31 protein-coding genes and 2 pseudogenes are annotated in these 25,784 nt (G+C 36.1%); 6 read left to right on the forward strand and 27 right to left on the reverse strand.

The features are described from left to right. Positions 1–196: 196 nt before the first annotated feature. The 12 genes and pseudogenes from HF876_RS11055 to HF876_RS11110 form a co-directional block, all read right to left on the reverse strand. Positions 197–916 (reverse strand): annotated as a pseudogene (locus tag HF876_RS11055) (transposase); the annotation flags it as partial. 313 nt (positions 917–1,229) lie between these two features. Next, positions 1,230–1,640, reverse strand: a complete 411-nt coding sequence (gene msrB / locus HF876_RS11060) for a peptide-methionine (R)-S-oxide reductase MsrB (RefSeq protein ID WP_169360115.1) — start codon at positions 1,638–1,640, stop codon at positions 1,230–1,232. Then, positions 1,630–2,160: a peptide-methionine (S)-S-oxide reductase MsrA gene (msrA, locus tag HF876_RS11065; protein WP_169360116.1), complete on the reverse strand. Its 531-nt coding sequence runs from the start codon at positions 2,158–2,160 to the stop codon at positions 1,630–1,632. Before msrA ends, msrB begins: the two co-directional genes overlap by 11 nt. A 10-nt stretch (positions 2,161–2,170) precedes the next feature. Beyond that, a complete protein-coding gene (locus HF876_RS11070; protein WP_169360117.1) occupies positions 2,171–2,746 on the reverse strand; it encodes a YpmS family protein in 576 nt (191 codons plus the stop codon). Between the two features lie 13 nt (positions 2,747–2,759). Beyond that, positions 2,760–3,572, reverse strand: coding sequence for a GDSL-type esterase/lipase family protein (locus HF876_RS11075; RefSeq protein ID WP_169360118.1), 813 nt, complete (start codon positions 3,570–3,572; stop codon positions 2,760–2,762). A 91-nt stretch (positions 3,573–3,663) separates the two neighbouring features. Then, positions 3,664–4,503, reverse strand: a complete 840-nt coding sequence (locus HF876_RS11080) for a DegV family protein (RefSeq protein ID WP_169360119.1) — start codon at positions 4,501–4,503, stop codon at positions 3,664–3,666. Between the two features lie 55 nt (positions 4,504–4,558). Continuing rightward, positions 4,559–5,302: a lysophospholipid acyltransferase family protein gene (locus HF876_RS11085; RefSeq protein WP_346764069.1), complete on the reverse strand. Its 744-nt coding sequence runs from the start codon at positions 5,300–5,302 to the stop codon at positions 4,559–4,561. Next, complete coding sequence (locus HF876_RS11090; protein ID WP_169360164.1) at positions 5,295–5,786, reverse strand: dihydrofolate reductase; 492 nt, start codon at positions 5,784–5,786, stop codon at positions 5,295–5,297. The genes HF876_RS11085 and HF876_RS11090 overlap by 8 nt, the downstream gene beginning before the upstream one ends. Positions 5,787–5,800: 14 nt before the next feature. Then, positions 5,801–6,745 (reverse strand): thymidylate synthase, encoded by a 945-nt coding sequence (locus HF876_RS11095; RefSeq protein ID WP_169360120.1) that lies wholly within the window; start codon positions 6,743–6,745, stop codon positions 5,801–5,803. A 39-nt stretch (positions 6,746–6,784) separates the two neighbouring features. Beyond that, the gene (locus HF876_RS11100; protein WP_169360121.1) at positions 6,785–7,360 is read right to left on the reverse strand and encodes a YpjP family protein; all 576 of its coding nucleotides are present in this window, start codon (positions 7,358–7,360) and stop codon (positions 6,785–6,787) included. 301 nt (positions 7,361–7,661) lie between these two features. Next, positions 7,662–8,441, reverse strand: a complete 780-nt coding sequence (locus HF876_RS11105) for a class I SAM-dependent methyltransferase (protein ID WP_169360122.1) — start codon at positions 8,439–8,441, stop codon at positions 7,662–7,664. After that, positions 8,442–8,873: a BrxA/BrxB family bacilliredoxin gene (locus tag HF876_RS11110; RefSeq protein ID WP_169360123.1), complete on the reverse strand. Its 432-nt coding sequence runs from the start codon at positions 8,871–8,873 to the stop codon at positions 8,442–8,444. 590 nt (positions 8,874–9,463) lie between these two features. Here HF876_RS11110 and HF876_RS11120 point away from each other — a divergent pair. Beyond that, a pseudogene (locus tag HF876_RS11120) lies at positions 9,464–10,825 on the forward strand (Mur ligase domain-containing protein); the annotation flags it as partial. A 67-nt stretch (positions 10,826–10,892) separates the two neighbouring features. Here the strand turns inward: HF876_RS11120 and HF876_RS11125 are convergent. Further along, complete coding sequence (locus HF876_RS11125; protein WP_169360126.1) at positions 10,893–11,177, reverse strand: hypothetical protein; 285 nt, start codon at positions 11,175–11,177, stop codon at positions 10,893–10,895. 314 nt (positions 11,178–11,491) lie between these two features. Here HF876_RS11125 and HF876_RS11130 point away from each other — a divergent pair, with 314 nt between their 5' ends. Continuing rightward, complete coding sequence (locus tag HF876_RS11130) at positions 11,492–11,722, forward strand: hypothetical protein (RefSeq protein ID WP_169360127.1); 231 nt, start codon at positions 11,492–11,494, stop codon at positions 11,720–11,722. Positions 11,723–11,966: 244 nt separating this feature from the next. On the opposite strand, the gene HF876_RS11135 is transcribed toward HF876_RS11130, so the two are convergent. The 3 genes from HF876_RS11135 to HF876_RS11145 are packed head-to-tail and all read right to left on the reverse strand — an operon-like array spanning position 11,967 to position 15,614. Further along, positions 11,967–13,079 carry a conserved virulence factor C family protein gene (locus HF876_RS11135; protein WP_169360128.1) on the reverse strand — a complete coding sequence of 371 codons (1,113 nt, stop codon included), beginning with the start codon at positions 13,077–13,079 and terminating at the stop codon, positions 11,967–11,969. Between the two features lie 25 nt (positions 13,080–13,104). Beyond that, positions 13,105–14,985 carry an ABC-F family ATP-binding cassette domain-containing protein gene (locus HF876_RS11140; protein WP_169360129.1) on the reverse strand — a complete coding sequence of 627 codons (1,881 nt, stop codon included), beginning with the start codon at positions 14,983–14,985 and terminating at the stop codon, positions 13,105–13,107. After that, the gene (locus tag HF876_RS11145) at positions 14,982–15,614 is read right to left on the reverse strand and encodes an HD domain-containing protein (protein WP_169360130.1); all 633 of its coding nucleotides are present in this window, start codon (positions 15,612–15,614) and stop codon (positions 14,982–14,984) included. The genes HF876_RS11140 and HF876_RS11145 overlap by 4 nt, the downstream gene beginning before the upstream one ends. A gap of 417 nt (positions 15,615–16,031) precedes the next feature. Between HF876_RS11145 and HF876_RS11150 the strand changes: the two genes are divergently transcribed. Further along, positions 16,032–16,235, forward strand: a complete 204-nt coding sequence (locus HF876_RS11150) for a cold-shock protein (RefSeq protein WP_169360131.1) — start codon at positions 16,032–16,034, stop codon at positions 16,233–16,235. A 37-nt stretch (positions 16,236–16,272) separates the two neighbouring features. Here HF876_RS11150 and HF876_RS11155 read toward each other — a convergent pair whose 3' ends face one another. Next, positions 16,273–16,455: a zinc-finger domain-containing protein gene (locus HF876_RS11155; RefSeq protein ID WP_169360132.1), complete on the reverse strand. Its 183-nt coding sequence runs from the start codon at positions 16,453–16,455 to the stop codon at positions 16,273–16,275. Between the two features lie 90 nt (positions 16,456–16,545). Here HF876_RS11155 and HF876_RS11160 point away from each other — a divergent pair, with 90 nt between their 5' ends. Further along, complete coding sequence (locus HF876_RS11160) at positions 16,546–16,938, forward strand: reverse transcriptase-like protein (RefSeq protein WP_169360133.1); 393 nt, start codon at positions 16,546–16,548, stop codon at positions 16,936–16,938. A 73-nt stretch (positions 16,939–17,011) separates the two neighbouring features. On the opposite strand, the gene HF876_RS11165 is transcribed toward HF876_RS11160, so the two are convergent. From HF876_RS11165 to HF876_RS11190, 6 genes are all read right to left on the reverse strand, one after another. Then, the gene (locus HF876_RS11165) at positions 17,012–17,527 is read right to left on the reverse strand and encodes an SRPBCC family protein (protein WP_169360134.1); all 516 of its coding nucleotides are present in this window, start codon (positions 17,525–17,527) and stop codon (positions 17,012–17,014) included. A gap of 102 nt (positions 17,528–17,629) precedes the next feature. After that, positions 17,630–17,830, reverse strand: coding sequence for a cold-shock protein (locus tag HF876_RS11170; RefSeq protein ID WP_053589685.1), 201 nt, complete (start codon positions 17,828–17,830; stop codon positions 17,630–17,632). A 164-nt stretch (positions 17,831–17,994) separates the two neighbouring features. After that, positions 17,995–18,816: a type II pantothenate kinase gene (gene coaW, locus HF876_RS11175; RefSeq protein WP_169360135.1), complete on the reverse strand. Its 822-nt coding sequence runs from the start codon at positions 18,814–18,816 to the stop codon at positions 17,995–17,997. Between the two features lie 27 nt (positions 18,817–18,843). Then, positions 18,844–19,152 (reverse strand): magnetosome magnetite crystal formation protein family, encoded by a 309-nt coding sequence (locus HF876_RS11180; RefSeq protein WP_169360136.1) that lies wholly within the window; start codon positions 19,150–19,152, stop codon positions 18,844–18,846. A 53-nt stretch (positions 19,153–19,205) separates the two neighbouring features. Then, positions 19,206–20,723 carry an amidohydrolase gene (locus HF876_RS11185; RefSeq protein WP_169360137.1) on the reverse strand — a complete coding sequence of 506 codons (1,518 nt, stop codon included), beginning with the start codon at positions 20,721–20,723 and terminating at the stop codon, positions 19,206–19,208. Further along, the gene (locus tag HF876_RS11190; protein ID WP_169360138.1) at positions 20,723–21,289 is read right to left on the reverse strand and encodes a DUF1836 domain-containing protein; all 567 of its coding nucleotides are present in this window, start codon (positions 21,287–21,289) and stop codon (positions 20,723–20,725) included. The genes HF876_RS11185 and HF876_RS11190 overlap by 1 nt, the downstream gene beginning before the upstream one ends. A gap of 139 nt (positions 21,290–21,428) precedes the next feature. Between HF876_RS11190 and trhA the strand changes: the two genes are divergently transcribed. Next, on the forward strand, positions 21,429–22,079 hold the full coding sequence (gene trhA / locus HF876_RS11195; protein ID WP_169360139.1) for a PAQR family membrane homeostasis protein TrhA: 651 nt from the start codon (positions 21,429–21,431) through the stop codon (positions 22,077–22,079). A gap of 91 nt (positions 22,080–22,170) precedes the next feature. Here the strand turns inward: trhA and aac(6') are convergent, their stop codons facing one another. The 3 genes from aac(6') to HF876_RS11210 all read right to left on the reverse strand — a co-directional run bounded on the left by aac(6') (position 22,171) and on the right by HF876_RS11210 (position 23,520). Continuing rightward, positions 22,171–22,626 carry an aminoglycoside 6'-N-acetyltransferase gene (aac(6'), locus tag HF876_RS11200; protein ID WP_346764070.1) on the reverse strand — a complete coding sequence of 152 codons (456 nt, stop codon included), beginning with the start codon at positions 22,624–22,626 and terminating at the stop codon, positions 22,171–22,173. Between the two features lie 6 nt (positions 22,627–22,632). Beyond that, on the reverse strand, positions 22,633–22,875 hold the full coding sequence (locus HF876_RS11205; protein ID WP_169360140.1) for a hypothetical protein: 243 nt from the start codon (positions 22,873–22,875) through the stop codon (positions 22,633–22,635). Positions 22,876–23,067: 192 nt separating this feature from the next. Next, positions 23,068–23,520: an OsmC family protein gene (locus tag HF876_RS11210; RefSeq protein WP_169360141.1), complete on the reverse strand. Its 453-nt coding sequence runs from the start codon at positions 23,518–23,520 to the stop codon at positions 23,068–23,070. A gap of 82 nt (positions 23,521–23,602) precedes the next feature. Between HF876_RS11210 and HF876_RS11215 the strand changes: the two genes are divergently transcribed. After that, a complete protein-coding gene (locus HF876_RS11215; protein WP_169360142.1) occupies positions 23,603–23,980 on the forward strand; it encodes a hypothetical protein in 378 nt (125 codons plus the stop codon). Between the two features lie 36 nt (positions 23,981–24,016). Here the strand turns inward: HF876_RS11215 and HF876_RS11220 are convergent, their stop codons facing one another. Further along, positions 24,017–25,561 carry a sensor domain-containing diguanylate cyclase gene (locus tag HF876_RS11220; RefSeq protein WP_169360143.1) on the reverse strand — a complete coding sequence of 515 codons (1,545 nt, stop codon included), beginning with the start codon at positions 25,559–25,561 and terminating at the stop codon, positions 24,017–24,019. Positions 25,562–25,784: the final 223 nt, after the last annotated feature.

Here is a 25,784-nt window from a genome sequence, read left to right on the forward strand (position 1 = left end):
TCTTAGCTAGCACTGAAAAATATAGTGCTAGCTTTTTATATGTAAAAAACTATAAATCACTTTGTGAGGCTCTACACTTTGTTTAAGGACCCCCCCTACAAGGTATGGGTCCATTAGCCCAATAATTATGCGTATCTCCGCAATCCCCCCCTTTCTTATTACACTCTCTACCCCTTACAATTACATAAAAAGCATGGATATGGCTGTCGTGAATATTTCCAGGTGTGACAATGTTTGCAAGCACAAAACCCTTCTCGTCTGTTGCAGCATGAAAAGAATAGGCGAACTGCTTTGTCCGTTCATCTTTTACGTAGTAACCACTTTCAGGATCTGTTGTCGATTCCTTAATCTCCTTGTACTCTTCCTTTTCAAACTTTTCAGGTGGGAATGGTTTCTTCCCATGCTTTTCCCGGTCGAGGTTGAGCTCCTCCTGGAGCCTCTTTTCATAAGCCCGCATCTCTTTACGAACAACCTTCTTCTCAAACTTTCTCTTATTCGCACTAGCTTTCACATGGGTCGAATCAATAAAGACATGATCCGGGCTTAGGAGCCCACGATCTGCGACCTCCTTTAATACTCTGTAGAAAATCTGCTCGAATAGATCTGTGTCTGCAAAACAACGGACATAGTTTTTCCCGAAAGTTGAGAAATGGGGAACCTCGGTATGGAAACCAAAGCCTAGAAACCATCGGTATGCCATGTTGGTTTCAATCTCTTTAATGGTTTGGCGCATGGACCGTATACCAAAGGTATATTGGATAAAAGTAGTCTTGATAAGTACCACTGGGTCGATACTAGGTCTCCCTATTGTCGAATAAAGGTTTTCAACCAATGGATAGATAAAGGAAAAATCAATTGCCTCATCTAACTTACGAACAAGGTGGTCTTGTGGTACCAACTGTTCAATAGTCAAGATTTCTAATTGTTCGCGTTCATTGGTTTAATTTTTCGTCATCATATCCATCACCTCATTCATTTTTTAGAAGGTCCCGTTGATTGGAGCGAAGAACGGCGACTGCAGCGGGAACAGCGCGAGCTGAAGACCCTGGACTGAGCGCAGCGAGGGAAGCGGCTGAGGCCGTGCCCGCGGAAAGCGTCCGTTCGTAGCGGAAATCAATTCTTCCTCGCGTTACTTCTATTTTAAAAGAAAAAAGACTGTAGGCAAACTCCAAAATTTTTGGAGTTTGTCTACAGTCTGAAGCATGGATATGAATCCATGTTTTTTTACATTAGAATAGTTTTAAGTATTCTCCATAGCCTTCTTCCTCTAGCTTGTCCTTGGGAACAAAACGCATAGCAGCTGAATTAATACAGTAGCGTAAGCCTGTTTCTTCTTTTGGACCATCAGGGAATACGTGACCAAGATGTGAGTTTGCTGTTTTACTTCTCACTTCTACTCTTCTCATACCATGAGAATCATCAAAATGCTCAGTTACCTCGTGGCTCTCGATTGGTCTAGTAAAGCTTGGCCAGCCACAACCAGCATCATATTTGTCCTTGGAATGGAATAATGGTTTGCCTGAAACAACATCTACATAAATTCCTTCATCAAAATGCTTATCGTATTCTCCTTGAAAGGGTGGTTCTGTTCCATTTTGCTGAGTCACATAATACTGCATTTCAGTTAATTTATCCTTCATTTTGTAACCTCCTATTGTTTTCAACGAAGTTTGCTCTACCTGAACCAACAAAATATCTATTATAATGACTTGGATTCTTTTTATAATAGTCTTGATGATATTCCTCTGCTTCATAAAACTCAGATGCAGGCAAAATTTTAGTAGCTATTTTTTTCGGAAATCGTCCAGAGGCATTTAAAGAAGCCTTAGATTGTTCTGCTTTTTCTTGCTGCTCTTCATTATGATAAAAAATAGCTGTTTGATAGGAAGATCCCTTGTCGAAAAATTGCCCTTCTTCATCTGTTGGATCGATGTTCAGCCAAAATATATCCAGTAGTTGATCGTAAGAAAATTTTTCCGGATCATACGTAATTTGAACTGCCTCAAAGTGTCCGGTAGCATTTGAACACACTTGTTCATAAGTAGGGTTAGGTAAATTACCACCCGTATAACCGGAAACAACTTTTTCAATGCCGTCATAAGAATCAAACGGTTTTACCATACACCAAAAACAGCCACCTGCAAATGTTGCTTTTTCCATTTTATATCCCTCATTTCGATGGAACTATAATTTCTAAAACAATTTTGTCTTCTTGAAGATTCAATTCCTTCGCTCGAACATTTACACCAGACGCCATAGGAATACTAGCCAACTGAATTAAAACTTCTTCTTCATCAGGCTTCACTACCATCCAGCGAGGGAGGTCTATTGAATCTCGTAATAACTTTAACACAGTATCGGGTGGTAATTGAAGCTGTCCGACTTCAACCGACGATTGCTCCAAACGAATATTCCCATTCTCTTCGACAAAAGGTTCAAAATACATCTTTACTGGAAGAGTTAATGAGAAAATGGTTAACTCAGAGCTTAAAATAATTTGCTCCTCTACACTCAATTGAAGGGGAATAGGTTTATCATCCATCGCTGTAGCTATAAAAGTATTTGCTATTCCCTGAAAATCTTCCTTAGAGACATTTACAGTTAATACATGTCCGGAAGGGTCAGGTGTAGTAATACTTTCAACGTCAACATTTTCCGTTGGAGATGTAATCCAGTACAAAAGGGTTCCTATACTCCCTGCAATGATTAATAATAATAAAAAAAAGGCAATCATCCACTTATTCATCTAAACCAGCTCCTCAAAAGAACAATTCCCTACTTTGCTCATCTATCAAACCACAATTTTCTAAAGAATTTACTACGTTATCTACTATCAGCTCATATCCCTTGCTGTTCGGATGAAAAAAATCGGTATGATAGACTAAGTTTGCATTAGAATCAAACAAAGTATCAATAGGTGCGTAACAAGCATTTGTATTACTATAGGATAGCGATTCTATAGTGTCGTTCCAGTCTGTTATGATTTGATCTACTTCGCTCGTTTCATCTGTAACTATGGTAATAGGGTTATAAATTCCAATCATTATTATTGGAGCACTACTATTAACCTCTCGAATTTGCTCTAATATTTCATCATAATTTCGCTCAAAACGCTGTAATTCCTTTTGAAATGCCTCAATCTGAAGGTTAAAGAGATCTTTTCTAAATACCTTCATGACATCATTTCCACCAATGGTAATAGTGATTAAGTCTGCTTTACGAAGTTGATGATCGATTTCTCCATTTTTTAACAACTTTAGAAGTTGGTCACTTCGTCTTCCTCTTTTAGCAGTATTGGTTAACACGACATCTTCTATTCCCTTGTATTCTAAGATTTGATTTTTTAATCTTCCAACGTACCCATTCTTCTTTAGTTCATCTCCTACCCCTTGAGTAAGAGAATCTCCAAGACCTACAAGTTCTAATGTTCTCGGGAAAAATTCAGGCGGAATAATATATTCTTCAAATAAGACCGTTTCCTTTATCGGAAAGCTAACTTCTTCTATTTTTTCTGGCGCACAGCTAGCTAATAAAGAAATACAAACAAGAATAATTAAAAATTTATATTTCATATCTAACCCCTTTATTTAACTCCATTTATATACAAGATGATGTAAAACTATAAATAAAAGCAGGGAAAATTTGATCTTCCCTGCTTTGGCATTATTCTGTCATATACATAAATCCAATGGCACCTGGACCAGTATGCGTACTAATCACCGGGGAAGTAAAGGACACTTGAATATCTTTGAAACCCGAGTCTTTTATTAATTCCATTAAGGGTGTAGCCATAGACAATCCATTAGCATGCGAAATACCTACCGCTTTTACAACTTTTCCTTTAGTGTCTTCCATAAACTGTTTAAACAAATAGTTGACTACTTGCTTATGACTTCTAGCTTTTGCCACAGGAGTATAAACTCCATTCGCAAGGCTCGCAATGGGTTTAATAGAAAGTAAAGATCCAATCATTGCTTTTCCCTTCCCAATACGTCCACCTTTAACTAAATTATCCAAAGTATCTACTACTACATATAGATCTGTTTTAGAGCATATGTCTAATACCTTCTCAACAATTGCATCTTTTGTAGCTCCATTAACAGCCATTTTAGCAGCTTCTTCCACCTGGAAATATAAAGCAAAGGAGATAAACTTGGAGTCAATAACAGTCACATCAGAATCTGTCAGGTCAGCAGCTGTTTGAGCAGATTTGACAGTACCACTCATACCACCGGTCATATGTATTGAGATAACTTGATCTCCATTCTTACCAAGTCTATCGTATAGCTCTTTGAACACCCCTACTGCAGGCTGGGAGGACTTAGGAAGTTCTTTAGAAGTACTCATCTTTTCTAAAAATTCCTCTGGTTGAATATTAACCCCATCAATATATGACTCCCCATCAATCTGAATCGTCAAAGGTACTACATGTATATTATACTTTTCAATTATCTCTTTAGTTAAATCAGCTGTAGAGTCTGTAACTATATGAACCTTTGGCACTGTATATCCCTTCCTTCCTAAGTATATTATAAGAAGAAAGATGTTAATCTGTAAACTATTTATGCCTGATTTGAAGCTCATTAATCTTATTTGCAATAATTATATGTAAGTCTTCTTTTATTTGTTCTGAATTACTTACTTGAATCGTTTCTTTACTATATGAAGGAAGGATACTAATTTGAACATGTGCTGGACTAATTTTATTATTATTTTTCTCCATAATATTAGAGGTTCCATGAATCGCGATAGGAACAATAGGAACATCTGCGTCTTTAGCAATACGGACAAATCCCGATTTGAAGGCTCCTATCCCCTGTCCCTTACTTCTAGTTCCCTCCGGAAACATTAAAATAGAATGACCGTTTTGTAAATGTGTTACTGTATCCTGAATTGATCGATAACTACTTTTTCGGTTTGTCCGGTCTAAAAACACACAATTCATTTCTTCCATCCATTTAGCTACTAGTGGGACCTTTTTTATCTCTATTTTAGAAATAAAGCCAAAAGGTTTTGGTATGTGTGTTAAAAGAGTAGGAATATCAAAGTTTCCTTCATGATTGCTTACGAATAAAACCGGGCCCTCTGGGAGGTTTTCCAATCCTTCTACAGTGAATTCGCTTTTTGTTCTTTTAAGAACACCACTGGCCCATTTTTGTGGTACTTCGTGGACAAGCAAGTCATATTGCTCTACTGATAGTAACCCTTTTTTAGACTTAATTTTGTTTAGTTTTGGAATGCTTATTGGTAAATAGCCAAACAAAAACCCAAAAGTTCTTAAAGAAGAAAACAACTTATTCACTAACCTTTCTATCGTAAACCAAATATACGTAAGTTATTCCGTCAGATGTCTTCATTTCTTCAGACTTTTCAGTAAGCACCCATTCATCGGAGCTATATGGTGGGAAGTAAGTATCGCCTTTGAATGTTTGTTGGATGAAGGTGATATATAGTCTGTCCGCCTTTGGTAAGATTGCTCTAAAAATCTGCTCTCCACCAATTACCATAACCTCATCGTGGTGACTCTTCGCCATTTCAATTGCATCCACTAAATTGTTTACTACCTCTGCTCCCTCGACTTTATAGGAAGGGTTTCTAGTAACAATTATACTTTTTCTACCTGGCAATACTTTCCCAATCGATTCATATGTATTCCGTCCCATAACCATTGCCTTACTCATTGTTTTCTCTTTGAAATATGCTAAATCACCAGGTATATGCCAAGGCAAGTCTTTGTTATAGCCAATTACTCGGTTAGGATCATGTGCTACGATTAGTGATATCATCATTATTCTCTCCTTTATACAGCAATTGGTGCTTTGATTTTTGGATGCGGATCATAGCCTTCTATAGAAATGTCTTCGATTTCAAAATCAAAGATGGAAGCTTTTTCTTCATTTAAGACTAATGTCGGCAAAGCACGTGGTGTTCGTGATAGTTGCGTTTCAACCTGTTCAAAGTGATTCGAATAAATATGAGCATCACCTAAAGTATGCACGAAATCTCCAACTTCTAACTTACATTCTTTTGCTATTAAATGAACAAGTAAAGCATAGGAAGCTATATTAAAAGGAACTCCTAAAAAAACATCAGCACTTCGCTGATAGAGTTGACAGGACAATTTTCCGTTCGCTACATAGAATTGCATAAATGTGTGACAGGGTGGCAATGCCATATCATCGACCTCAGATGGATTCCAAGCAGTAATGATATGTCGTCTGGAATCAGGGTTCTTTTGTAATCCATCTATCAAATTTGCAAGCTGATCAATCGTTTCACCGTTTTTACCAGGCCATGAGCGCCATTGTCTACCATACACCGGACCAAGGTCTCCAAATTCTTCTGCGAAACTCTCATCAGATAGAATGTTGTCACAGAAAACCTTCATTTGTTGATCCACTAAAGCCTTAAATTCAGGATCCTTCGAAGCTCGAACACCAAAGTTTGTCATATCTGGACCATTGTAAGCATCACTATTTACCCACTTTTCAAATGCCCACTCATCCCAAATATGGTTATTGGCCTTAATTAAGGTTTTAACGTTGGTATCTCCCTTTAAAAACCATAATAATTCACTTACTATCAAGCGAAAAGCAGTTTTTTTTGTAGTCATAAGAGGAAATCCTTTTGAAAGATCAAAACGCATTTGATAACCAAAAACACTTTTTGTTCCCGTTCCTGTTCGATCCCCTTTTTCAATCCCATGTTCTATAATGTGCTTACATAAATCTAAGTATTGTTGCATTTCCTTACTCCTTTCCTTTTATAGCAAAAAAGCTCTCATCTAGGAGAGCCATTTAGGTGGGGTGTTCTTAGACCAATAAATTTCACCTAAAGCATAATGCTTTGAATATTTATCCTCTGCTAGGTGATAATGAAAATTGAAGTAGTAACCATCTAGCGGTTTTTTATCTGTTCTAACATGAAAACGCATCAAATCTTTTTTTGTAGTTTCATCAAAAATATGGAATATTTTTTCGTAATATTCTCCAGAAGGCTGTTCTGTTATAGCTAGATTAGCTGCTTTTTGATCGTCAACAGAAACTAATGTTGTATTAATTGCCTGTTGAATTCTAGGAAAAATAACTTCATCAAACTCATTTTGAATAACAGGGCCTATTCTAGCACCAAACTTAATGTAAGCTTGTTCTTTAGCGGCCAAAGTAATCTTTTCACTATAATCAATGGATTCTTTAAGACTAACCTGGTCATACTCTACCGTATGCTTCTCTGCAGAGACCGACTTCATCGGCACTTTGCTCTCTAACAGTTGCTCCCAAATAACATGGTTAGGTGAGATCAGTCCAAAGGTTAGAAATGCCACAGTAATAATAATCGATTTTTGGAACCATTTTTTCATGTTTAATCACCTTCAATTATGTACAATTTAGTAAAAGCAATATTATAAACATATACGAAATCGAGAACAAAAGGTTTCATCTTCCTAGTATTCATTGTACAATAAAAAGGGTAAACAATCAGTAGTTTTTTAAACTAAGGAGGAAATTCTTATGAGCACAGATATTATCATTGGAATCGGATTTTTATTTTTATTAGGTTATTTAACTTCTTTAAACTTCACGCACTGATTTAAAAGTAAATTAGTTCATTATTCTAAAACAAAGAGGGAAGCGACTTGTATAGTCACTTCCCTCTTTGTTTTATACTTCAATTATTCCGTAATGAAATTTGGAACTTAATCTTGTCAGTCGGGTAAAACCAAAATCCTCAAACATAGGAGAGCGGAAATGCGCCTTTAAAACCACTCGCTTCTTGGCAACTCGCTTCGCTTGCTCGACCCACTCTGTATAAAGAGTTCCAATAGCCCCTATTTCTCTAAGGGCTTGAAAATTATTAGACTCGGCTATTTCCTCTTCAAACATCGGATCCATATACACAACATCAAATGAGTTATCCTTTACCGTTTTTAAAAAGTCTACAGCATCTTGATGAATCACTTGAATTCTTCGCATCGAATTTTCTAATTCACTAAAATCCGTTTCATAGCTTTTTAATCCTCGATTAATAATATATGCAATCATCTTTTCCTTCTCTAGTGCAACTACTTTTCCAGGATCTCCTACTGTGTAAGCAGCAATTAAGCTATCAGAACATAGACCAGCTGTAGTATCTAAAAACCTTTCCCCCAACTTTAAGCCTGTTGCTTCAAGAAAAGGGTCTTTCCCCGCTTTTAACAGTCTTTTTAAACGAAAGGCTGCAGAATTTGGGTGAAAGAAAAAAGGAGTGGTCGAACCATATGCAAAAAACTCCAGCCTTTCCTTCCCAACTACTAAAACATCGGCTAACTGCTCGTTTTGTATTTTTTCCACTGACTTTTTATTTCGGTCAATGAATTTTATACATAAATCAGCAGCTATATCTTTTGCTACCCGAGTATATTCGGGATTCGTTCTTCCAGCAGTCGTTATAACTGTTTTCATTTAAGCAATTATGTCAGTGAGAACACCTGTCAGGTGGTCTTTGATTGTTTCCATAGAGTTACTTTCAATTTGCTCTCTAGGGATAAAATAAGCTAATTCTCCATCCTTCCATATAGCAATGGAAGGTGAACTTGGTGGGACTTCACTAAAATAATCTCTCATAGTAGCAGTCGCCTCTTGATCTTGTCCTGCAAAAACAGTAACAAGGTGATCTGGTTTCTTTGGTAATTCACCAATTGCTTCAGTAACAGCAGGTCTTGCGAGACCCGCTGCACAGCCACATACCGAGTTAATCACTATTAATGATACACCTTCTTCTTTCATATGCTCATGCACTTGATCAGGTGTAGTCAGCTCTTTAAAACCTGCATTCGTCAGCTCACTTCTCATTGGTTTAACTACTTGCTTCATATATTCATCATATGCGTTCATCTCTTCGCCCACTTTCACGTATGTTCAATTACCCATTCTTAAAGGGTATTCTATTTTCTATTCTACTTTTGTTTAAGTTTTTTTTCACTCATTTTTACTTATAGTACATTAACCTCTTGATAGTCTAGGCTCTATATTTCCTTTAAATACGTTTATTTTCCCAGTTTTTCGAAATAGAGCAAAGTAAATAATATTAACCAGTTCATTTGTACGAATATAAGCTACATAACATTAATTAATCTTGTTTCACTTAAAATAGGGAAAATAGAATTATTTTAGAATACTGAAATACTTTTATTTAGTGAAAGAAAATTAACTATGTTACTATTAAAATGAATGTATATCGACTTTTTTTGACATTTTTCAACATTTGCTCATCTATATGGATGACTAAGCATTAGCATAAACTTACTCGTATCCGTTCAAAATAAGTCTAATGATTTTGTATACATTTTAGAACCTTACGATGGATCTGCTACCTCGTAATTCAAACCAACTAGATGAGGGGCGAAATAAATTGATGAAACTAAATGAACTATTATCTTCAGTCGAGATTATTCCACCTCTAAAGACACAGAATATTCAAGTAAATGGGATTGCTTTTAATTCTAAAAATATTAAAGAAGGTTATTTGTTCGTCGCTATTTCAGGGACTCATACAGATGGACATACGTATATTGAGGATGCTCTTACGAACGGGGCTATTGCCGTGGTTGGTGAACAGGAACTATTCTTAAATGAGGTTCCATACTTTCAAGTAAAAGATGCTAGAAAAGCATTAGCCTATCTTGCTAAAACATTCTACAAAAATCCTACTAATAACAAAATACTAATTGGGATTACTGGAACAAACGGTAAAACTACTACCTCTTATATGTTGAAGCATATACTTGAGAGCCAAGGAATCTCCTGTGCTGTATTCGGGAGTATTTCTATTATTATTAACAACTCATACGACATTAGATCCTCTGACCTTCCATGAACTTGCTGCAAAGAGCAAGGACCAAGTAATTATTATGGAAGTTTCTTCCCATGGTCTGGTGCAACAACGTGTAGAAGGTCTTGAATTTGATTATTGTATTTTTACCAATATAGAACACGAGCACCTCGATTACCATAATGATATGGAATCATACTATTTAGCTAAGCAATCATTGTTTACATACTTAAAAAGTAATGGAAAAGCAATTCTTCTCTCTAGTAATGAATGGAGTGAGAGGCTTAATACATATGTAACTTCACTTGGAAGAGAAGTCATTAAAATTAATGGAAGCTCTCCTACTTATACAATTGATATAGATAAAATTATCGAACAACAGACGGGCAATGTTTTTTCTCTTACAACACAAATGCAAGGCGAGCACAATATTAATAATGCAGCTGCAGCCTTTGCTACAAGCGTTCATTTCGGCTTAGATCCCAAGCGTGTTGAGTTAACTTTAAATAATTTCAAAGGTATTCCAGGTCGTTATCAGTTATTTCCTCTTCCGAATAGTGCGACCGCTGTCGTAGATTATGCGCACACTGCCAATGCATTTCACTATATTCTAGATACCGTAAAGTCACAGAACGCACGGATGATATATCACGTTTTTGGCTTCAGGGGTAATCGAGATGTACAAAAAAGGGCAAGGATGATTGAAATGTCATTAAAATATGCAGACCGTTGCATTCTAACATTTGATGACCTTAATGGGGTACCAGCGGAACAAATGATAAACGAGCTTGAGAATTTAGGGGCACATGAAAAGTGTGTGATATACCCTGATCGAACAGAGGCTATTAAATACGCTTGGGAAATAGCGGGGCCAGGAGATTGGATAGTTATTACTGGAAAAGGTAATGAAGCATATAAACAAAGCTATTCCCTCTCGACTAAATCTGATATTGACACATTAAATTATCTTTTAAGTACCAAGCATTCAGCAAAACCTGAATTAGAAAGTCTATTGTAGAAGTTATATTATAGAACTGATGATTTCTGAATAATGTCTATATAAAAAGAAAACAGACCTTGCATTAATTATGCTCAGGTCTGCTTTCTTTTACGGATGAATTGGTGCGATATTTTACCTTTGATACTGACATTTTATAATCGATAAACGCTCCGATAAAACCTACCGGTAAGCCACCAGCCAAAATAGACAATACAATAATGAATATGCTGATATTTTCTACTTTAAAAGTCAGCAGATACAAGGTTAAAAGAGTACCGGCGATCAGAAAAATGGTTGTAAAATAGTATGTGATTTGGGTATTTTCCCGATATTTGTATTCTTTTTTCTTCACTTGGTCTTTACTCATTTTGATCCCTCGTTTCGACTTTATGTTCTACTTATATTATTCACCTATTTTCCTGAATTTACACAACAACATTACAAATTAATTTTACTTTTTTAATGTATCGATTCTGTTCGAGAAAAAACCGCTATATACATTAAAATTCCCCACATTTTAGTCTGTTAAACATTTAAAACGACAGTTATTACAATTTTCAATCTTTTCAACAAGAAAAGCGCAACCGCCTATGTCTGCCCCGACAGGCAAATGGAGAAAAGCGAGGAGGCAGTTCCTTAGCCACCGGAGCTTTTATCCATTTGACCCCGAGGGGCAAGGCGGTGGAGCTAGACATCAAGAAAAGCGCAACCGCCTATCCCTGCCCCGACAGGCAAATGTGCAAATGCGAGGAGGCAGCTCCTCGCCACCGGAGCTTTTATCCATTTGACCCCGAGGGGCAAGGCGGTGGAGCTAGACAACAAGAAAAGCATAATCGCCTGTCACTGCCCCGACAGGCAAATGGGAAAAGCGAGGAGGCAGTACTTCAGCCACCGGAGCTTTTCTCCATTTGACCCCGAAGGGCAAGGCGATGAAGCTAGACATCAAGAAAAGCGGAATCGCCTGTTACTGCCCCGACAGGCAAATGGGAAAAAGCGAGGAGGCAGTTCCTCAGCCACCGGAGCTTTTATCCATTTGACCCCGAGGGGCAAGGCGATGAAGCTAGACATCAATTTATCCACAGGTTTAGAACTTTATAGTTTCCTAAACAATTAAAAAAGAAGAGCTGGCGATATCCGCCATACTCTTCACTTTTACTCATTTTCTTGCCTCGCTCATTTGCTTCCAAACGGAGCCCTTTGCTTCTTCTCCTTCTGCAATACGGGCAATCGCCATACGGATTTGAAGCTTAACTTCATATTCCTTGTCATCCATCGCTTTCTTTAAGGCTGGTAATGCATCCATATCTCCCACCTCATAGAAATACATAGCTGCTCGCCAACGAACTAATTTGTTTTTATCAAACAGCGCCTCTTCCATTGCTTTTGAAAATTGTACAAATCCTAAATCACTCATTGCATCTCCTGCAGTACGTCGAACAGATGCACTCTTATCTTTCAGTGCCATTTCTAAGTATGGAATGACTTTTTCATCTTCAATAAGACCAAGATATACAGTAGCAAGCCTTCTTATTGAAACCTGTTCATCCTGTATTGCTTTTGCTAGAACTGGGATATCTTCAACCTGTGGGTTAATAAGGTTATCAAGTAATTGGAACCTCTTCTCCCATTCACTTATTTCAAATTCCTCCAAAGTGAACGGAACTCTTATAGGCTTTCTATCATCCTCGGCTTTGTCTTTGTCTGCAATTAGTTGCTCCAGCTTACTTTGGGGAAAGCTTGCCTCTAATTCTTTTACTAGCTGCTCACCAATTTCCTTTTGATCACCATATCGCACACCATAGTCAACCCATTTACGAAGCATAATATAATTTTCTTTATCACCCTCCATCGCTTCATCCAAAGCCTTGGTAAAGCGGGCAGATAAACCAAATCTTGACTCTGATTCACTATCAAATACTTTCACCTGAAGCGGGATTCCCTTGAATGATTGTACATGGACATATACTTCACCATAATGATCTAAAGGCTTTTCTTCAGTTTCCGCTTCATTTTCACCGCCAAATACATTTTCAATAGATGCTAAGATGGATTCCCAACTAAACTTTGCAATTCGTTCAATCGCTAAAAAGTCCGCAACGTGGTATACCCCTTTTACTCCTTCGATATCAAATATACGTTGTATTTCTTTTGGTGCGTCTTCTATATGATCCTTTTTATAGTTATAACTCTTCCCAAAAGGAAGCTCCTGGTCAACGACTACCTTCATCGTATTCGGACTTGGCGTTGGTTCTATTGTCAATATTTTCATATCTTGTACCTCCAATATTATAAAATCAGGACGAAACGATTTCTTCTAAATAAGACCATCTTTCTATTAGCTTCTCATATACTTCGTTTGCTTGATCTAATTGTTCGGTTAGTTGCTGTAACGATGTAAAATCAGAGCCTGTAGTTAACAGCTTTTGCTCCAATTCTTCAATCAACCTCTCTGTTTTTTCAATATCCTCACTGATTGTATCCCATTCTCGTTGTTCTTTATAAGTTAGCTTTTTCTTTTCCTTCGTACTTTTTACGGGTGCATTATCTTTCCTAACTTCCACTACTTTTTTTGATGTATCCTTAAGGTCTTCCAAATAATCCGAATAAATTCCTAACCATTCTCTAACTAAGCCATCACCGTTTAGAATCCAAAGCTTTTTAGCAATACGGTCCAGGAAGAAACGATCATGAGAAATAGTAATAATTACCCCAGGGAAGGATTCCATAAAGTCCTCTAAAACAGATAAGGTCTGAATATCCAGGTCATTTGTTGGCTCATCTAAAAATAGAACATTTGGCTGCTCCATTAACATTTTTAATAGAACTAAACGTTTTTTCTCCCCACCGGAGAGCTTGCCTATTTGCGTGCCATGTGTATTTAATGGAAATAAAAACCGTTCAAGCATTTGAGCAGCCGAGAATTTTTCTCCAGATCCTACTTCTATTAGATTGGAGGATTCGCGTACATATTCAATCATTCTCATTTGTTCATTTAGTTTTGGAAGCTGCTGTGAGAAGTGCATCTGTTTTACAGTCGATCCAACAACTACTTCTCCAGAGTCCATCTGAATCTCGCCTGCTAGCATTTTCAGTAAAGTACTCTTTCCAACCCCATTTGGCCCCACTATGCCAACTCGATCTCCTGCCTGTAGGATAAACGAAAAATCATCTACAATGACTTTTGCATCAAAACGTTTAGAAATATTTTTACCCTCTAACACCTGCTTCCCTAACCTAGTAGTAGCCATTTCAAGCTCTAGATTTAAAGCAGAATTATCGCGGTCCAGTTGTGAATCGATTTCTTCAAAACGATCTTTTCTTGCCTTTTGCTTGGTAGATCTAGCCTTTGCACCTCTGCGAATCCACTTAAGCTCATTACGATATAAATTTTGTAGCTTTTGTTGAGATGCAGCGTTCATCTCTTCACGTATTGCTTTAGATTCCAGATAATCTGCGTAATTCCCTGTGTGAGTATACAACGTTTTATCAGCAAGCTCATAAATATGAGTGGCTACAGTGTCTAAAAAGTAACGGTCATGTGTAACAAAGATAATGGCTCCTTCTACTTTTTGCAGCATGTCCTGCAGCCAATCTGTTGACTCTTTGTCTAAATGGTTAGTAGGCTCATCTAATAGCAATAAATCAGCCGGCTCTATTAATACTTTTGCAAGCGCGACTCTTTTTTGTTGGCCACCAGATAAATGTAAAATTGAATCTTCAAACTGCGTAATTCCTAGCTTAGTTAAAGCTGTTTTTGCTAAAGCATTTACATCCCATGCTTGTAGCTCATCCATTTTCTGCTGTAAGTCCATCAATCTATTTTGTAATTCAGTTGAATCGGAATTAGCCATTAAAGCGAGCAATGCTTCTTCATATTCTCTGTTGATCTTCAGAATAGGTGAATCTCCACTAAATACAGTTTGAAGGACCGTTTCTTCTTTTTCAAATACCGGTTGCTGTTCTAAATAGGCGATTCGAAACTTGTTTGGATGGTCCCGATCAATAGAGTCTGCCTCAAGCTGTCCTGCAATAATCGATAAAAAGGTCGATTTCCCTGTACCATTGATACCGATTAACCCTGCACGATTTTGATTATTAATGGTAAATGAAATATTTTCAAATAGCGTTTTCTCCCCTACTGTTTTTGTAAGATTAGAAATGATTAAATGACTCATATAGATTCCCCTGTTTCTTTTCTTAAGTTTTCTAGAAATAATTCCATGAAGGCATGCCTTTCTGCAGCAAGCTCTTTGCCTTTTCGAGTTTGCATTCCGTCTGCCAGCTTCAGCAGCTTCTCATAGAAATGAGTGACGGAAGCTGTTTGTTTAGAACGGTATTCCTCGATGGACATGTTGTCTCTCGGCGTTTCGGCTACATCGTATAATTTTCTTCCCTTAGCTCCACCATATGCAAACGTTCTTGCTATTCCAACGGCTCCAATAGCATCTAGCCGATCTGCGTCTCTAACAATCTTCGCCTCGATTGTATCCGCTGCTGTCTCATTTCCTCCATTAAAGGAAACAGATTGAATGATTTTTTTTACTTTATCTTTTGTTACATCAGAAAGTTCAAGTTGCTCAATGATGTAATCCTCCATAAATTTCCCTTCGTTCGAATATTTCGGATCGCTTACATCGTGTAGTAGTACTGCTAATTCAATTATCTCTAAATCGATATTTATCTCCGTAGAAGCAATGGTCAGCGCATTTTTACGCACTCTTTCTATATGCAAAAAATCATGACTGGCGTCAAATTTGTTGTATATGTCTTTGACTAGCTTTTCACACAGGATAATAGCATTCATATTAAAATACCTCCTTCAAACGAGTCATCCTATTCATTATAACGAAAAAAAGAAAAAAAGACCGCTATAGTGCAGTCTTTTCCTTTGAAAGTCATTCGAAGGTACCCTCTTGTTGTAAGTGGATATCAAAATTTCTCTTTAGCTTGCCTTTTTTTATTGATTAAAATTTGTTATGAAAATAAAAATTTGTCTATCCTAATACCTAATCACATTACATATTTTAAATTGAGAATTTCTCCATTAATTTGGGTATACTTAAGTTTGTTGGAGTAGGTTTTAAATTGTAAATTTTTTCACCTCATAAAATTGATAAGATTTTAGCTATAATTCGACATTTTATTGACGGTAGCATCTATTTCATGTATAGTTTATTTTATCCATTTACAGAATTTTTTGTGGATTAAGGGAGGAACAGTTATGCAACAGGGGAAAGTAAAATGGTTTAACAACGAAAAGGGTTATGGGTTCATCGAGTACAATGATGGGGAAGATGTTTTTGTCCATTTTACTGGTATTCAAGGAGAAGGTTTCAAATCACTTGATGAAGGTCAAGAAGTAACATTTGAGATCATTGAAGGAAACCGTGGACCTCAGGCTGCAAACGTTATAAAATCGAAGTAAACAGTTCTTCCCGCGGCAACTGGTCGTGGGACTTTTTTTATTTTCCAAATAATTTGTTGCCTGCCTCTTTTATCTCTTCCCCAACCGTGCAACCTTTAATACAAAACTGATGAGCTTTAGCCTTACCTTTTTCTTTTCTTAGCTCACTTTTCACCAAACAGCCTTCACAATAATTTTCTATTAGCTGATCAATTTCATTTATAATTTGTGTATGCTTCATTTTTTCTACTCCTTGCCGTTTGACATATTCAACAGTACAATTATATTTATTCTAAAAATTACCTAACATTACCTTAAAGGATGATTAATAATGATTGAATTATATATTGATGGCTCCACTACTGGCAATCCAGGACCTAGTGGAATTGGGATTTTTATCAAAGGAGAAGGTCACCAGATTAAAATTAGTGAGTTTATAGGAGACCAAACAAATCACGTTACTGAATTTATCGCTTTACAACGCGGTTTGGAAGAAGTATCGAAATTATCCCCTACCATCGTCTCTATTAGGACTGATTCGCAAATAGTATTCGCAGCAGTTGAAAAACGCTACGCTAAGAACCCTGAGTTTGCAGCCATATTAGAAAAAATACTAGCTATAACAGATACCTTCGATATGTTTTTTATAAAGTGGATATCTGATGACCAAAATAAAGCTGCCCATGCATTAGCACGAGAAGCAGTACGAAAGAATTTAACATAACAAGCTACACCTCCGACAAGTAAATTTGTATGGAGGTGTTTATTGTGGGCATTTCCTATGCCATCATTTCTTTTTACTTTTCCTGTGCTACTTCATTCTCTCCTGATGTTACGATTACGTCTTGTTCTACTCCGTTTGAGTTATACGCTTCCTCAATATTAGTTTTTGTACGATTCATGAACCGTATAATAACATCGTCTTTACCGAAGAGTTGAAATAGACTCAACAAGGGGTTTCTTGGTCTGTTAACAGATCGATAAGTAAACCTTGTTTGGTTTTCATCCACTGAATTTAATTCGTAATCTACCTTCATACGGAACATATTGTTTAAAATAAAGGCTTCTTGTACGAGCTTATGATTTGGTTCGTTGATGAACTTTTTTATAGTAAGGTCATAGGATTCGTCTATCGATCCGTTTTTATATGCTTGTCGGATTATTGTTCCTTCCACTTCATGTGTTTCCTTTAAAACTTCTTCATCTATAATTTTTGGGAAAATTGCTTTCTTTTTCTCTAAGTCCCCATAGAAATAAGGCCATGCAAATTCAATAGGCACATTAATAATTATATCCTTCTTCCACTTTTTCATCCAAACTACTCCCTTGCATATCAATATGTGAACCTTTCTATATATGATAACACAAAAAAACAGACCCTCGAAATGAGAGCCTGTTAAAGTTTAGGTTTAAAATTAAGCTTTAACTACGTTAGTAGCTTGAAGACCACGTTGGCCTTGCTCGATTTCAAAAGTTACTTCTTGACCTTCGTCAAGAGATTTGAAACCTTCGCTTTGGATAGCTGAGAAATGTACGAATACATCGTCTCCGCCTTCGCGTTCGATAAATCCGAATCCTTTTTCTGAGTTAAACCATTTTACTTTACCTTGTTCCATGTGTGTATCCTCCTCGTATGCAAATTGTGCATACATTGTGTTACTATCCTTGCTCAACACTGTTAAGTAAAAGTGTTGCCACCTACTAACTAACCGAACAAAAATAATCCTCTTTAAATATAACACGCCTATCCTAATAATGCAACAATTATCCAAAATCTTTTTTAATTGTTTTCCAATAATGCACCAATCGCTCCACTATACCCATGTTTTTCTAAAAATATTGGATTTTTCTTTTTTAGTATCGTATAGGATTCTATAATTTCCTGAAGCAATATATTATCTTCTAGTGTAGAGCCTATATAAATTATGTCCTCGACACCATGAGCATCTGCAGCTTGTATACATAATGTTGCCACAACTTCACCAATTATACCCTGGATACCTGCAATCAGATCTGCTTTTGTTCTTGTTTCTTCGTTTTTTAAAGAAACACCACCAAAATTACTAGCAGTAAGCGATCCAGTTATTGGTAATTTGTTATCTTTATAAATATCACTTACTAAAACATCTATTGTCGATCTATTTCCATTTAAAGATAACTGAATCATTTCCTTATAATCTGTTAAACCTGTTAATGCCGTTCCCAATCCTAAAAGTGTTCCCCCACCTACTCCAGTTCCACCAATTCGAGCATGCGAGTTATCATGCATAATATGTATTGAAGTACCTGTACCAATATTTGCAATGATTGCCGAGCTACTATTAATAATTTCCTGTTTCATTTGATGCATCACACCATTCATCGTTGCATCAAACTCAACTACATAAGGAAGATCCTCTTTTGACAAAAGGATCTTTTTTAGTTGTTCTGCTCGACCACCAGTAAGGCAGATAGAACTTGACGAATGCTTACTTTCCACCCACTCTTTTACGCTTTGAAAATCTGAGGATAGAAAACTTTTAAAGGACATTATATTTTCATCGTTCCAGTAAGCGACTTTCGTTAAAGTTCCACCTGCATCAATACCAATTCTAGTAGTCATACTTTTTCCCCTTTTACATTACAGCCCTTATTTAATCCATGATCCCACAATAGGATAATTAAATGTTTCGCCATTGATTGCTTTAATTATACCTATAATCGGGACAACAAAAGCCATTATAGCAAAAATTATTACTAATGGAATACCTATTATAATAAATATCAGTAGAAATGATATAAACAGTAGGACTGACATTACTAATTGAAAAAGTACTGCTTGAATAGATAACTTTCTAATTTCATGATTATCTACTACTAAGTACAACACAAATGGTACTAAAAACGGTGCAAACCAAGTGCTTGCATGTAATAATACTTTTAGCCCTGTATTTTCCATGATATAACCTCCTTTTTCTTTAACTTATTATACGGATATACAGATAATTAGTTTCATTTTCTTTCATAGACAATATTTCCTGCTACTACTGTTTTACACACAGACACCTTCGCTAGATTACTTACGGTAAGCGGCTCATTAACAATTGTAAAATCAGCATCATAGCCTGATTCAATTTTTCCTCGAGAAAGCCCCTTACCTATTGCCTTAGCACTACCTATTGTATAAAGACAAAGTGCTTCATACAAGGACAATGACTGAGCAGGATTCCACACATTGTTTACTGCAGCATCCATGGCTAAAAATGGATCCGCATTTTCAATCGGAGAATCTGAACCGCCTGAGCATTCTAATCCAGCAGCTATAAGAGTTTTCCAGGCATATGCCCACTCCATTCTTTCGCTTCCTAATCGTTCTCTTACCCAAGGAAAATCGGAAGGAACAAATATTGGCTGGATATCTAATACTAAAGGAAGCTTGCGCATTCTTTCTATTAAATCCTTCCGTAAAACATTTACGTGAATGAGCCGATCCTTTTTCGGATGAGGTGGCGGATATTTTTCGATTACATCCAATATAAGCTCTGTAGCTTTATCTCCAATTACATGCACTGCTATGTTTTCTTGGTATTCTCGAGCTATTTTCACTAATTGCTCAAGTTTTTCTTCAGGATGAACAGCTACCCCTTGTGTTCCAGTGGCATCAAAATAATCAGTAGACAATAGAGCTGTTCTTCCTCCCAATGAACCGTCTACAAAAATTTTCATCGCACCAAATTCTATGAATTCAGAAGGTACCTCTCCCTGCATTTGTTCAAAAACTAAATGATGTCTTAACAGGTGAACTTTAAAATTTTCTTCTACAGCATCGTGGTATGCTTTTAATGGCACATTATATGGCCCGTAATAGGACATATCCTCCGTATGCACGCCTGTAAGTCCCTTTGAGAGTAAATCTTGGATACTTAATCGTATAACGTCTGCTAAGTAATCAGAGGTAACTGGTGGGATGTGAGAAGTGATTAGATTCTGTGCCTTATCGTAGAATAGCCCGTTTAATCTACCATTATCATCTCTTCCTATCATTCCACCAACTGGACTAGTAGTTTCTTCGGTTATCCCCGCAATTTCCATTGCTTTGGAATTCGCTACAAGGACATGTCTACAAATTCTTTTTAATACGATTGGGCTTTCTTGTATAACACCGTCTAGATCAGCTCGAGTAATAGGTCGACTCTCTATTAAATTGTTATCGTTCCAGCCCTCTGTTACGTACCACTGACCAGGAACGACTTTTTTTCTTACCTCTGTCACTATGTCTTCTATGGATGTAAAGCCAGAAAGGTCGAGATAGGAAAGCTTTTCCCCGTGACCGATTAAATGAATATGACTATCTACCAATCCCGGGTACATTGCAGACCCCTCAAGGGAAATAACTATGTCGGCCATGGGAAGTAATTTTTCTTTTTCACCTGTTCGGATAATTTTTCCACCTTCTGTTAAAACTGCTTCCGTCATAGAATTTTCCGAATCCATTGTATAAATACTTCCGTCTGTCCAAAGAGTTTTCATTATTTTTTCTCCTTTTCTTTAGGAGCAAGCTCATCAACCAGCAACTCCGCAGCTCTTCTATAAAGATTACTCATATTAACTAGAGAAGAGATTAACAGTAGTTTTTGTAATTCCTCCTCGGCCTCTAATTCTTTAGTTAGTTTATCTAAATCTTGAATTTCTTTTAAAAAGACTTGTTTATTATTTTGCTGAAGGGAAATAAAATATTGATAAAAATTATTTAATGTAAATTCATCTGAAGCCATTTTCTCCTTTAAGGGAGATAAAGTTTCTTTCACATCACTGATGGAAAGTGATCCTTTTAAATGGTAAATAAGATTAATCAACATAATATGTTGTTTAGAGTACTTCTTATTTTTTATCGGAACGAATAGCTTGCCCTTTGCATAATTGTTAATCATCGTTTTAGTTAATACCTTGTCTTCATCACTTCGAATGGTCGTCCCGTATTTAGCATCAAAAAGCTGTATAACCTGGTCCATATATAAGTCTATTTCCGGTATATCCTCTTCTTTAATGGCAGTGTCTAAAGCTAATCGGTCAATTAACCTATTTAAATCATTCATAAATAAATGAACCTCCTAGTAATACTTAAAAACATAGTAACTTAAAACTCAATAAAGGTAAACCTTGACCATCAATACATATCAATATATCATTATATATAGTTATTAAAACTACATATTGAAGTGGAGGTATTCATTTATGCTAGAAAATTATATTAGAGAACCTTTTAACTCCTTATCGCATTTATTTGGAGCTATCTTAGGAATAGTCGGATTATTCCTCATGATTATGAAAGGAGTTACCTTAAACGCAACGAGCCTAACATTAACAGCTCTCTCTATATTTGGCGTTAGTATGATATTGCTTTACACAGCTTCTGCTACGTATCATGCGGTTAAATCGAAAGAACGTGTTATTCGGTTTTTACGCCGTTTAGATCATTCGATGATTTATTTACTCATCGCTGGCACATATGCTCCTTTTTGCCTGATTACTTTAAAGGGTTCAACAGGGTATCTATTATTTGGTTTAATTGGAATCCTAGCTTTTTCAGGAATATTATTTAAGATGGTCTGGTTTGATTGTCCAAGATGGATTTCCACAGCCCTTTATATAGGAATGGGATGGATTATTATCTTTCTTGCTCCTTCTTTAGCTGAAAGTCTTGGTACCCATGGACTTTTATATTTAGTTGGAGGAGGCATTTTCTATACGATAGGCGGAATCATATATGGTATAAAGCCTAATCTACCATTTATAAAAAAATTAGGCTTCCACGAAATTTTCCATATTTTTATATTGCTCGGAACCATATTTCATTTTATATGTGTATATGAATATGTGATATAAACCTCCACGTTGTATAAACAAAATATAGCCGATGAGAAAGGCACCTCCCGTTCAAATTGAACAGAAAGTGCCTTTCATAATTTCCTTATGTTTAAGTCAGCTTTTTAGCAAAAGCAATGACACGATTTACTTCTTTAAAGCCTAGCTTCAGGTGGACGTTATAACTTTCCTCATTGTCTAGCTCACAGTCACTAGCAAACTCCCTACAGCCTTTTAAAATAGACCAGTCTTCGCAATGTTTAACTAGCTGCTTGGCGATGCCTGATCTCCTGAACGTTTCTTTCACAAAAAGTCCTTCCAAATAGCCTACTGGCGTTGTAGTAGTTCCTTCAACGTAGTCTGTTCGAATTTGACACTGTGCAAATCCTATTGGTTCTCCTAAAGGAACATATGCTAGATAAACAATCGCATTCTCGTTTTTTATCAGCTGGTCTGTTTCTATTTTAAACTCTTCTATGTTGTGTCCTGGCCATAGAAGAGAAGCTAATCTGACTACATCCATTGAATCTTCTATTTCAGCTCGTTTAATCATCATTATACCTTCCATACAATGCTAAACCTCCTTTTTAGTAACGGAAAAGTCTAAGCTTGGAGAGGGAGATTGTAATCTCATTTGTTCCAATTCTATTTTCATCTTTTCGGTTTCAATGATAAAATTTTCTTGTTTTAGTCTTTCTAGTTCTAACGCATCTTTAACAGAGCTAGCTTTTATACGTGCTTTTTCTTCTAAGTGATCTGTTATCGCTCTTATGACAGGTACAGAAAAAATTAAAGCCGGTATTATTATCCATTCCACTGTATTCACCCCTATTAATCAAAATGTAGTTTTAATTAAAGATGTAATTCCTTTTATAAAGTAAAAACATGAACAATCAATTAAAGATCAATATTGAAAAATATCGGTTATTATAACTTCTTCATATTTAGCAATTTAACTTAAAGGTATGAAAATCAAAATAATCATTTAGTTATATCGTTCTTCACTATTTTATGAAATCGATTTATCCGTTATATTTATAGAATATTCTACTTCAATATCCACATTTCCTCGCAATGCTTTACTTATCATACAGCTTTGTTCTGCTTTAATAGCGAGCTTTTCTGATACTAGTCTGTCTTTTTCATCTGTTATTACTATTATCGGACGATGAATAATTTTTCTATACGTAAAAACACCATTTGTAACATCTACAATAGCAGTTGAGTTCATCTCTAAGTTTTCTGTATTTACTTTACTTCTCTCCATCATTGCAGCTAGTGTAATAATATAACAAGTCGCTGCAGCACCTAAAAGCATTTCATCAGGGTTAGTTCCAATTCCAGGTCCGTCCATTTCTGTTGGTATGGAGATATTAGTTTGTAAATTCCCAGAGTGAATATCTCCCACGTCATTTCTGCCTCCAGGCCAATTCGCTTTTAAATGAAATAGATGTTCCGTCATAATTTAATCAAACCTTTCTTATCGATGTATTGGAAATTGTGCCACTTTCCTATATTATAAAAAGAGAAGGTAGGCGTTTAATTTGTTAAAAAATTATGGAAAAATTGCTGGTTTCATCATTGTAGCTTCGCTTTTTTTACTAATTCTAGGTGTTAGGTATGTATTAGGACAAGAATTAGTTATTATGAACTTTATTGCTTTTGCAGCCTTTTCCATTGTAGCAGGAGTAACAGCTGGGGCTATGCTATTATACAACCTCTACAAAGCATTTTATTTATTTACGTTTGGATTGGCAATAGGTTTCATTGACCTTTTCCGCTCCTTCATTATAAATTCTGAAGGAAACGGTGATATAATCGGAATCCTCTCCCTGTTTATGTTTAGTGCTTTTGGGTTAGTAATAGGAATAATTATAGAGGCTGTATTTTATCTGATTAAAAAGATGAACAATGTACAATGACAAAAGGTTTTAGCTACTGGCTAAAACCTTTTTACGTTATTTTGAATACTTGGATATAATCGTTTGATTACGCCCATTAGATTTTGCCTTATATAGAGCCTGATCAATACGGTCCATGAATGAAGAAATCGCTTCAGCCTTATATTTGTATTCCCCCACTCCAGAAGATATGGTAATAGCCTTATTGGTTGGAGGTAATGTAGATTCAATATCTTTCCTCAGTATCTCCGCAATACGGTATGCTTCCTCTAGTAGAGTATTCGGCATAACAATTGCAAATTCTTCGCCACCTAATCGAATGATATAATCTTCTTCACGAGTGACCCTATTCATTCGGTAAGCTAAGAATTGCAAAACCTCATCCCCTGCATTATGTCCAAACTCATCATTTACTTTTTTAAAGAAATCGATATCCACCATAATCATCGAGAAGTTATTTTTACTCTCGATTAAATGGCTATAAAGATATTCTGCAAACCTTCTATTTTTTAGCCCAGTTAAAGGATCAGTTAAGGATTGAGTTTTAAAATCCTCTACAGTTTCTTCTTGCTTTTTTCGATAGTTTTCAACAGTTTCGGTTAACTGCTTAGCTTCAAAATACCATGTCGGAATTTCTAGCTCATTTCGATTAAATTGTGGATCCATTGTGTACTTTGCAAGTTTTTGTAATGGAGAAGCTAGTTTAGTTGAAAGGACAAAAGCTACAACAAGAAATAAAACTATAAAAGGAAGTGCATATAAAAATATCTTCCATATGATTCCAGCAAGAGGCTCTATACTTGAAGCATAAGGGGTTTGTGATACTACTCCCCATCTGCTTGCTTCTATTAAAGTATATCCAGCCACGTAAAGGTCACCCTTCGTATTTTCTGTAATACTTGCGCCACTGTCCCCTCTAATTAAGCTCTCTACTATCTCATTACTTTTTACTATTTCTCCGATTCTCTTTTCATCAGGGTGATAAATAAGCGTTCCTGAATGGTCTACGACATAAACATACGATCCATCTTTAGAATAATGCTCTGCTAATATGTTTCGGATAAAATTATCCTCTTCCAAATAGATGGTTCCATTCAGCATTCCTAGGTACTCATTTTGTTCATTAAAAAGAGGGGTGGATACTAGAACTAGTAATCTACCTGTCGCAGCCATATATGGTTTTGTAATAATATTCTCTTTCTTATCTAATGCTTCTTTAACACCTTCGGATTGAATAACAGTACCAGCAATTCCTACATTAGGAGAAGTAGCTATCGCGAGACCGTTCTTATCAATAACTGAGACAGAGTTAAAGTTTTTACTTGTTACTATCAGCTGGTTCAATACTATTGTTAATTCTGTCGGATTATCCAATAGCTTGATAATATCAGCTTTTCTCCCTTCAAGATTAAGTTGCATAGAAGAAAAAAGCTCCTCTGACATTTCCGCCAGCTTTTTAGAATATACTAGATTTTGCTCCAACGAGTTATCAATCAAGCTATCTTTTGTCACTAAATAGCTTGAAAAGAGTGAGCTTGTCAGTATGCCAATGATTGAAAATGAAATTAAAGTTAAAATCCAAAAACGTAACGTTCTTATCATGTTTCCTCCAAATTTATACAATATAATTACTACATTTTCTCATTGTAGCATTATTTATATATGAATAACTATAGATAATAGATATTTTGATTGATATGGAGAAAAAGAGAAGAAAAATTCTTTTTTCAAATAGGCGAAAAGTTGTGTGATGTTAAAGATTTGACATCCCTTATACCTTATAAAAAGGAAAATGAGCTTGATAGTTACCAAGCTCACTTTTTCT

The organism is Psychrobacillus sp. BL-248-WT-3, assembly GCF_012843435.1.
Classification (GTDB): Bacteria; Bacillota; Bacilli; order Bacillales_A; family Planococcaceae; genus Psychrobacillus.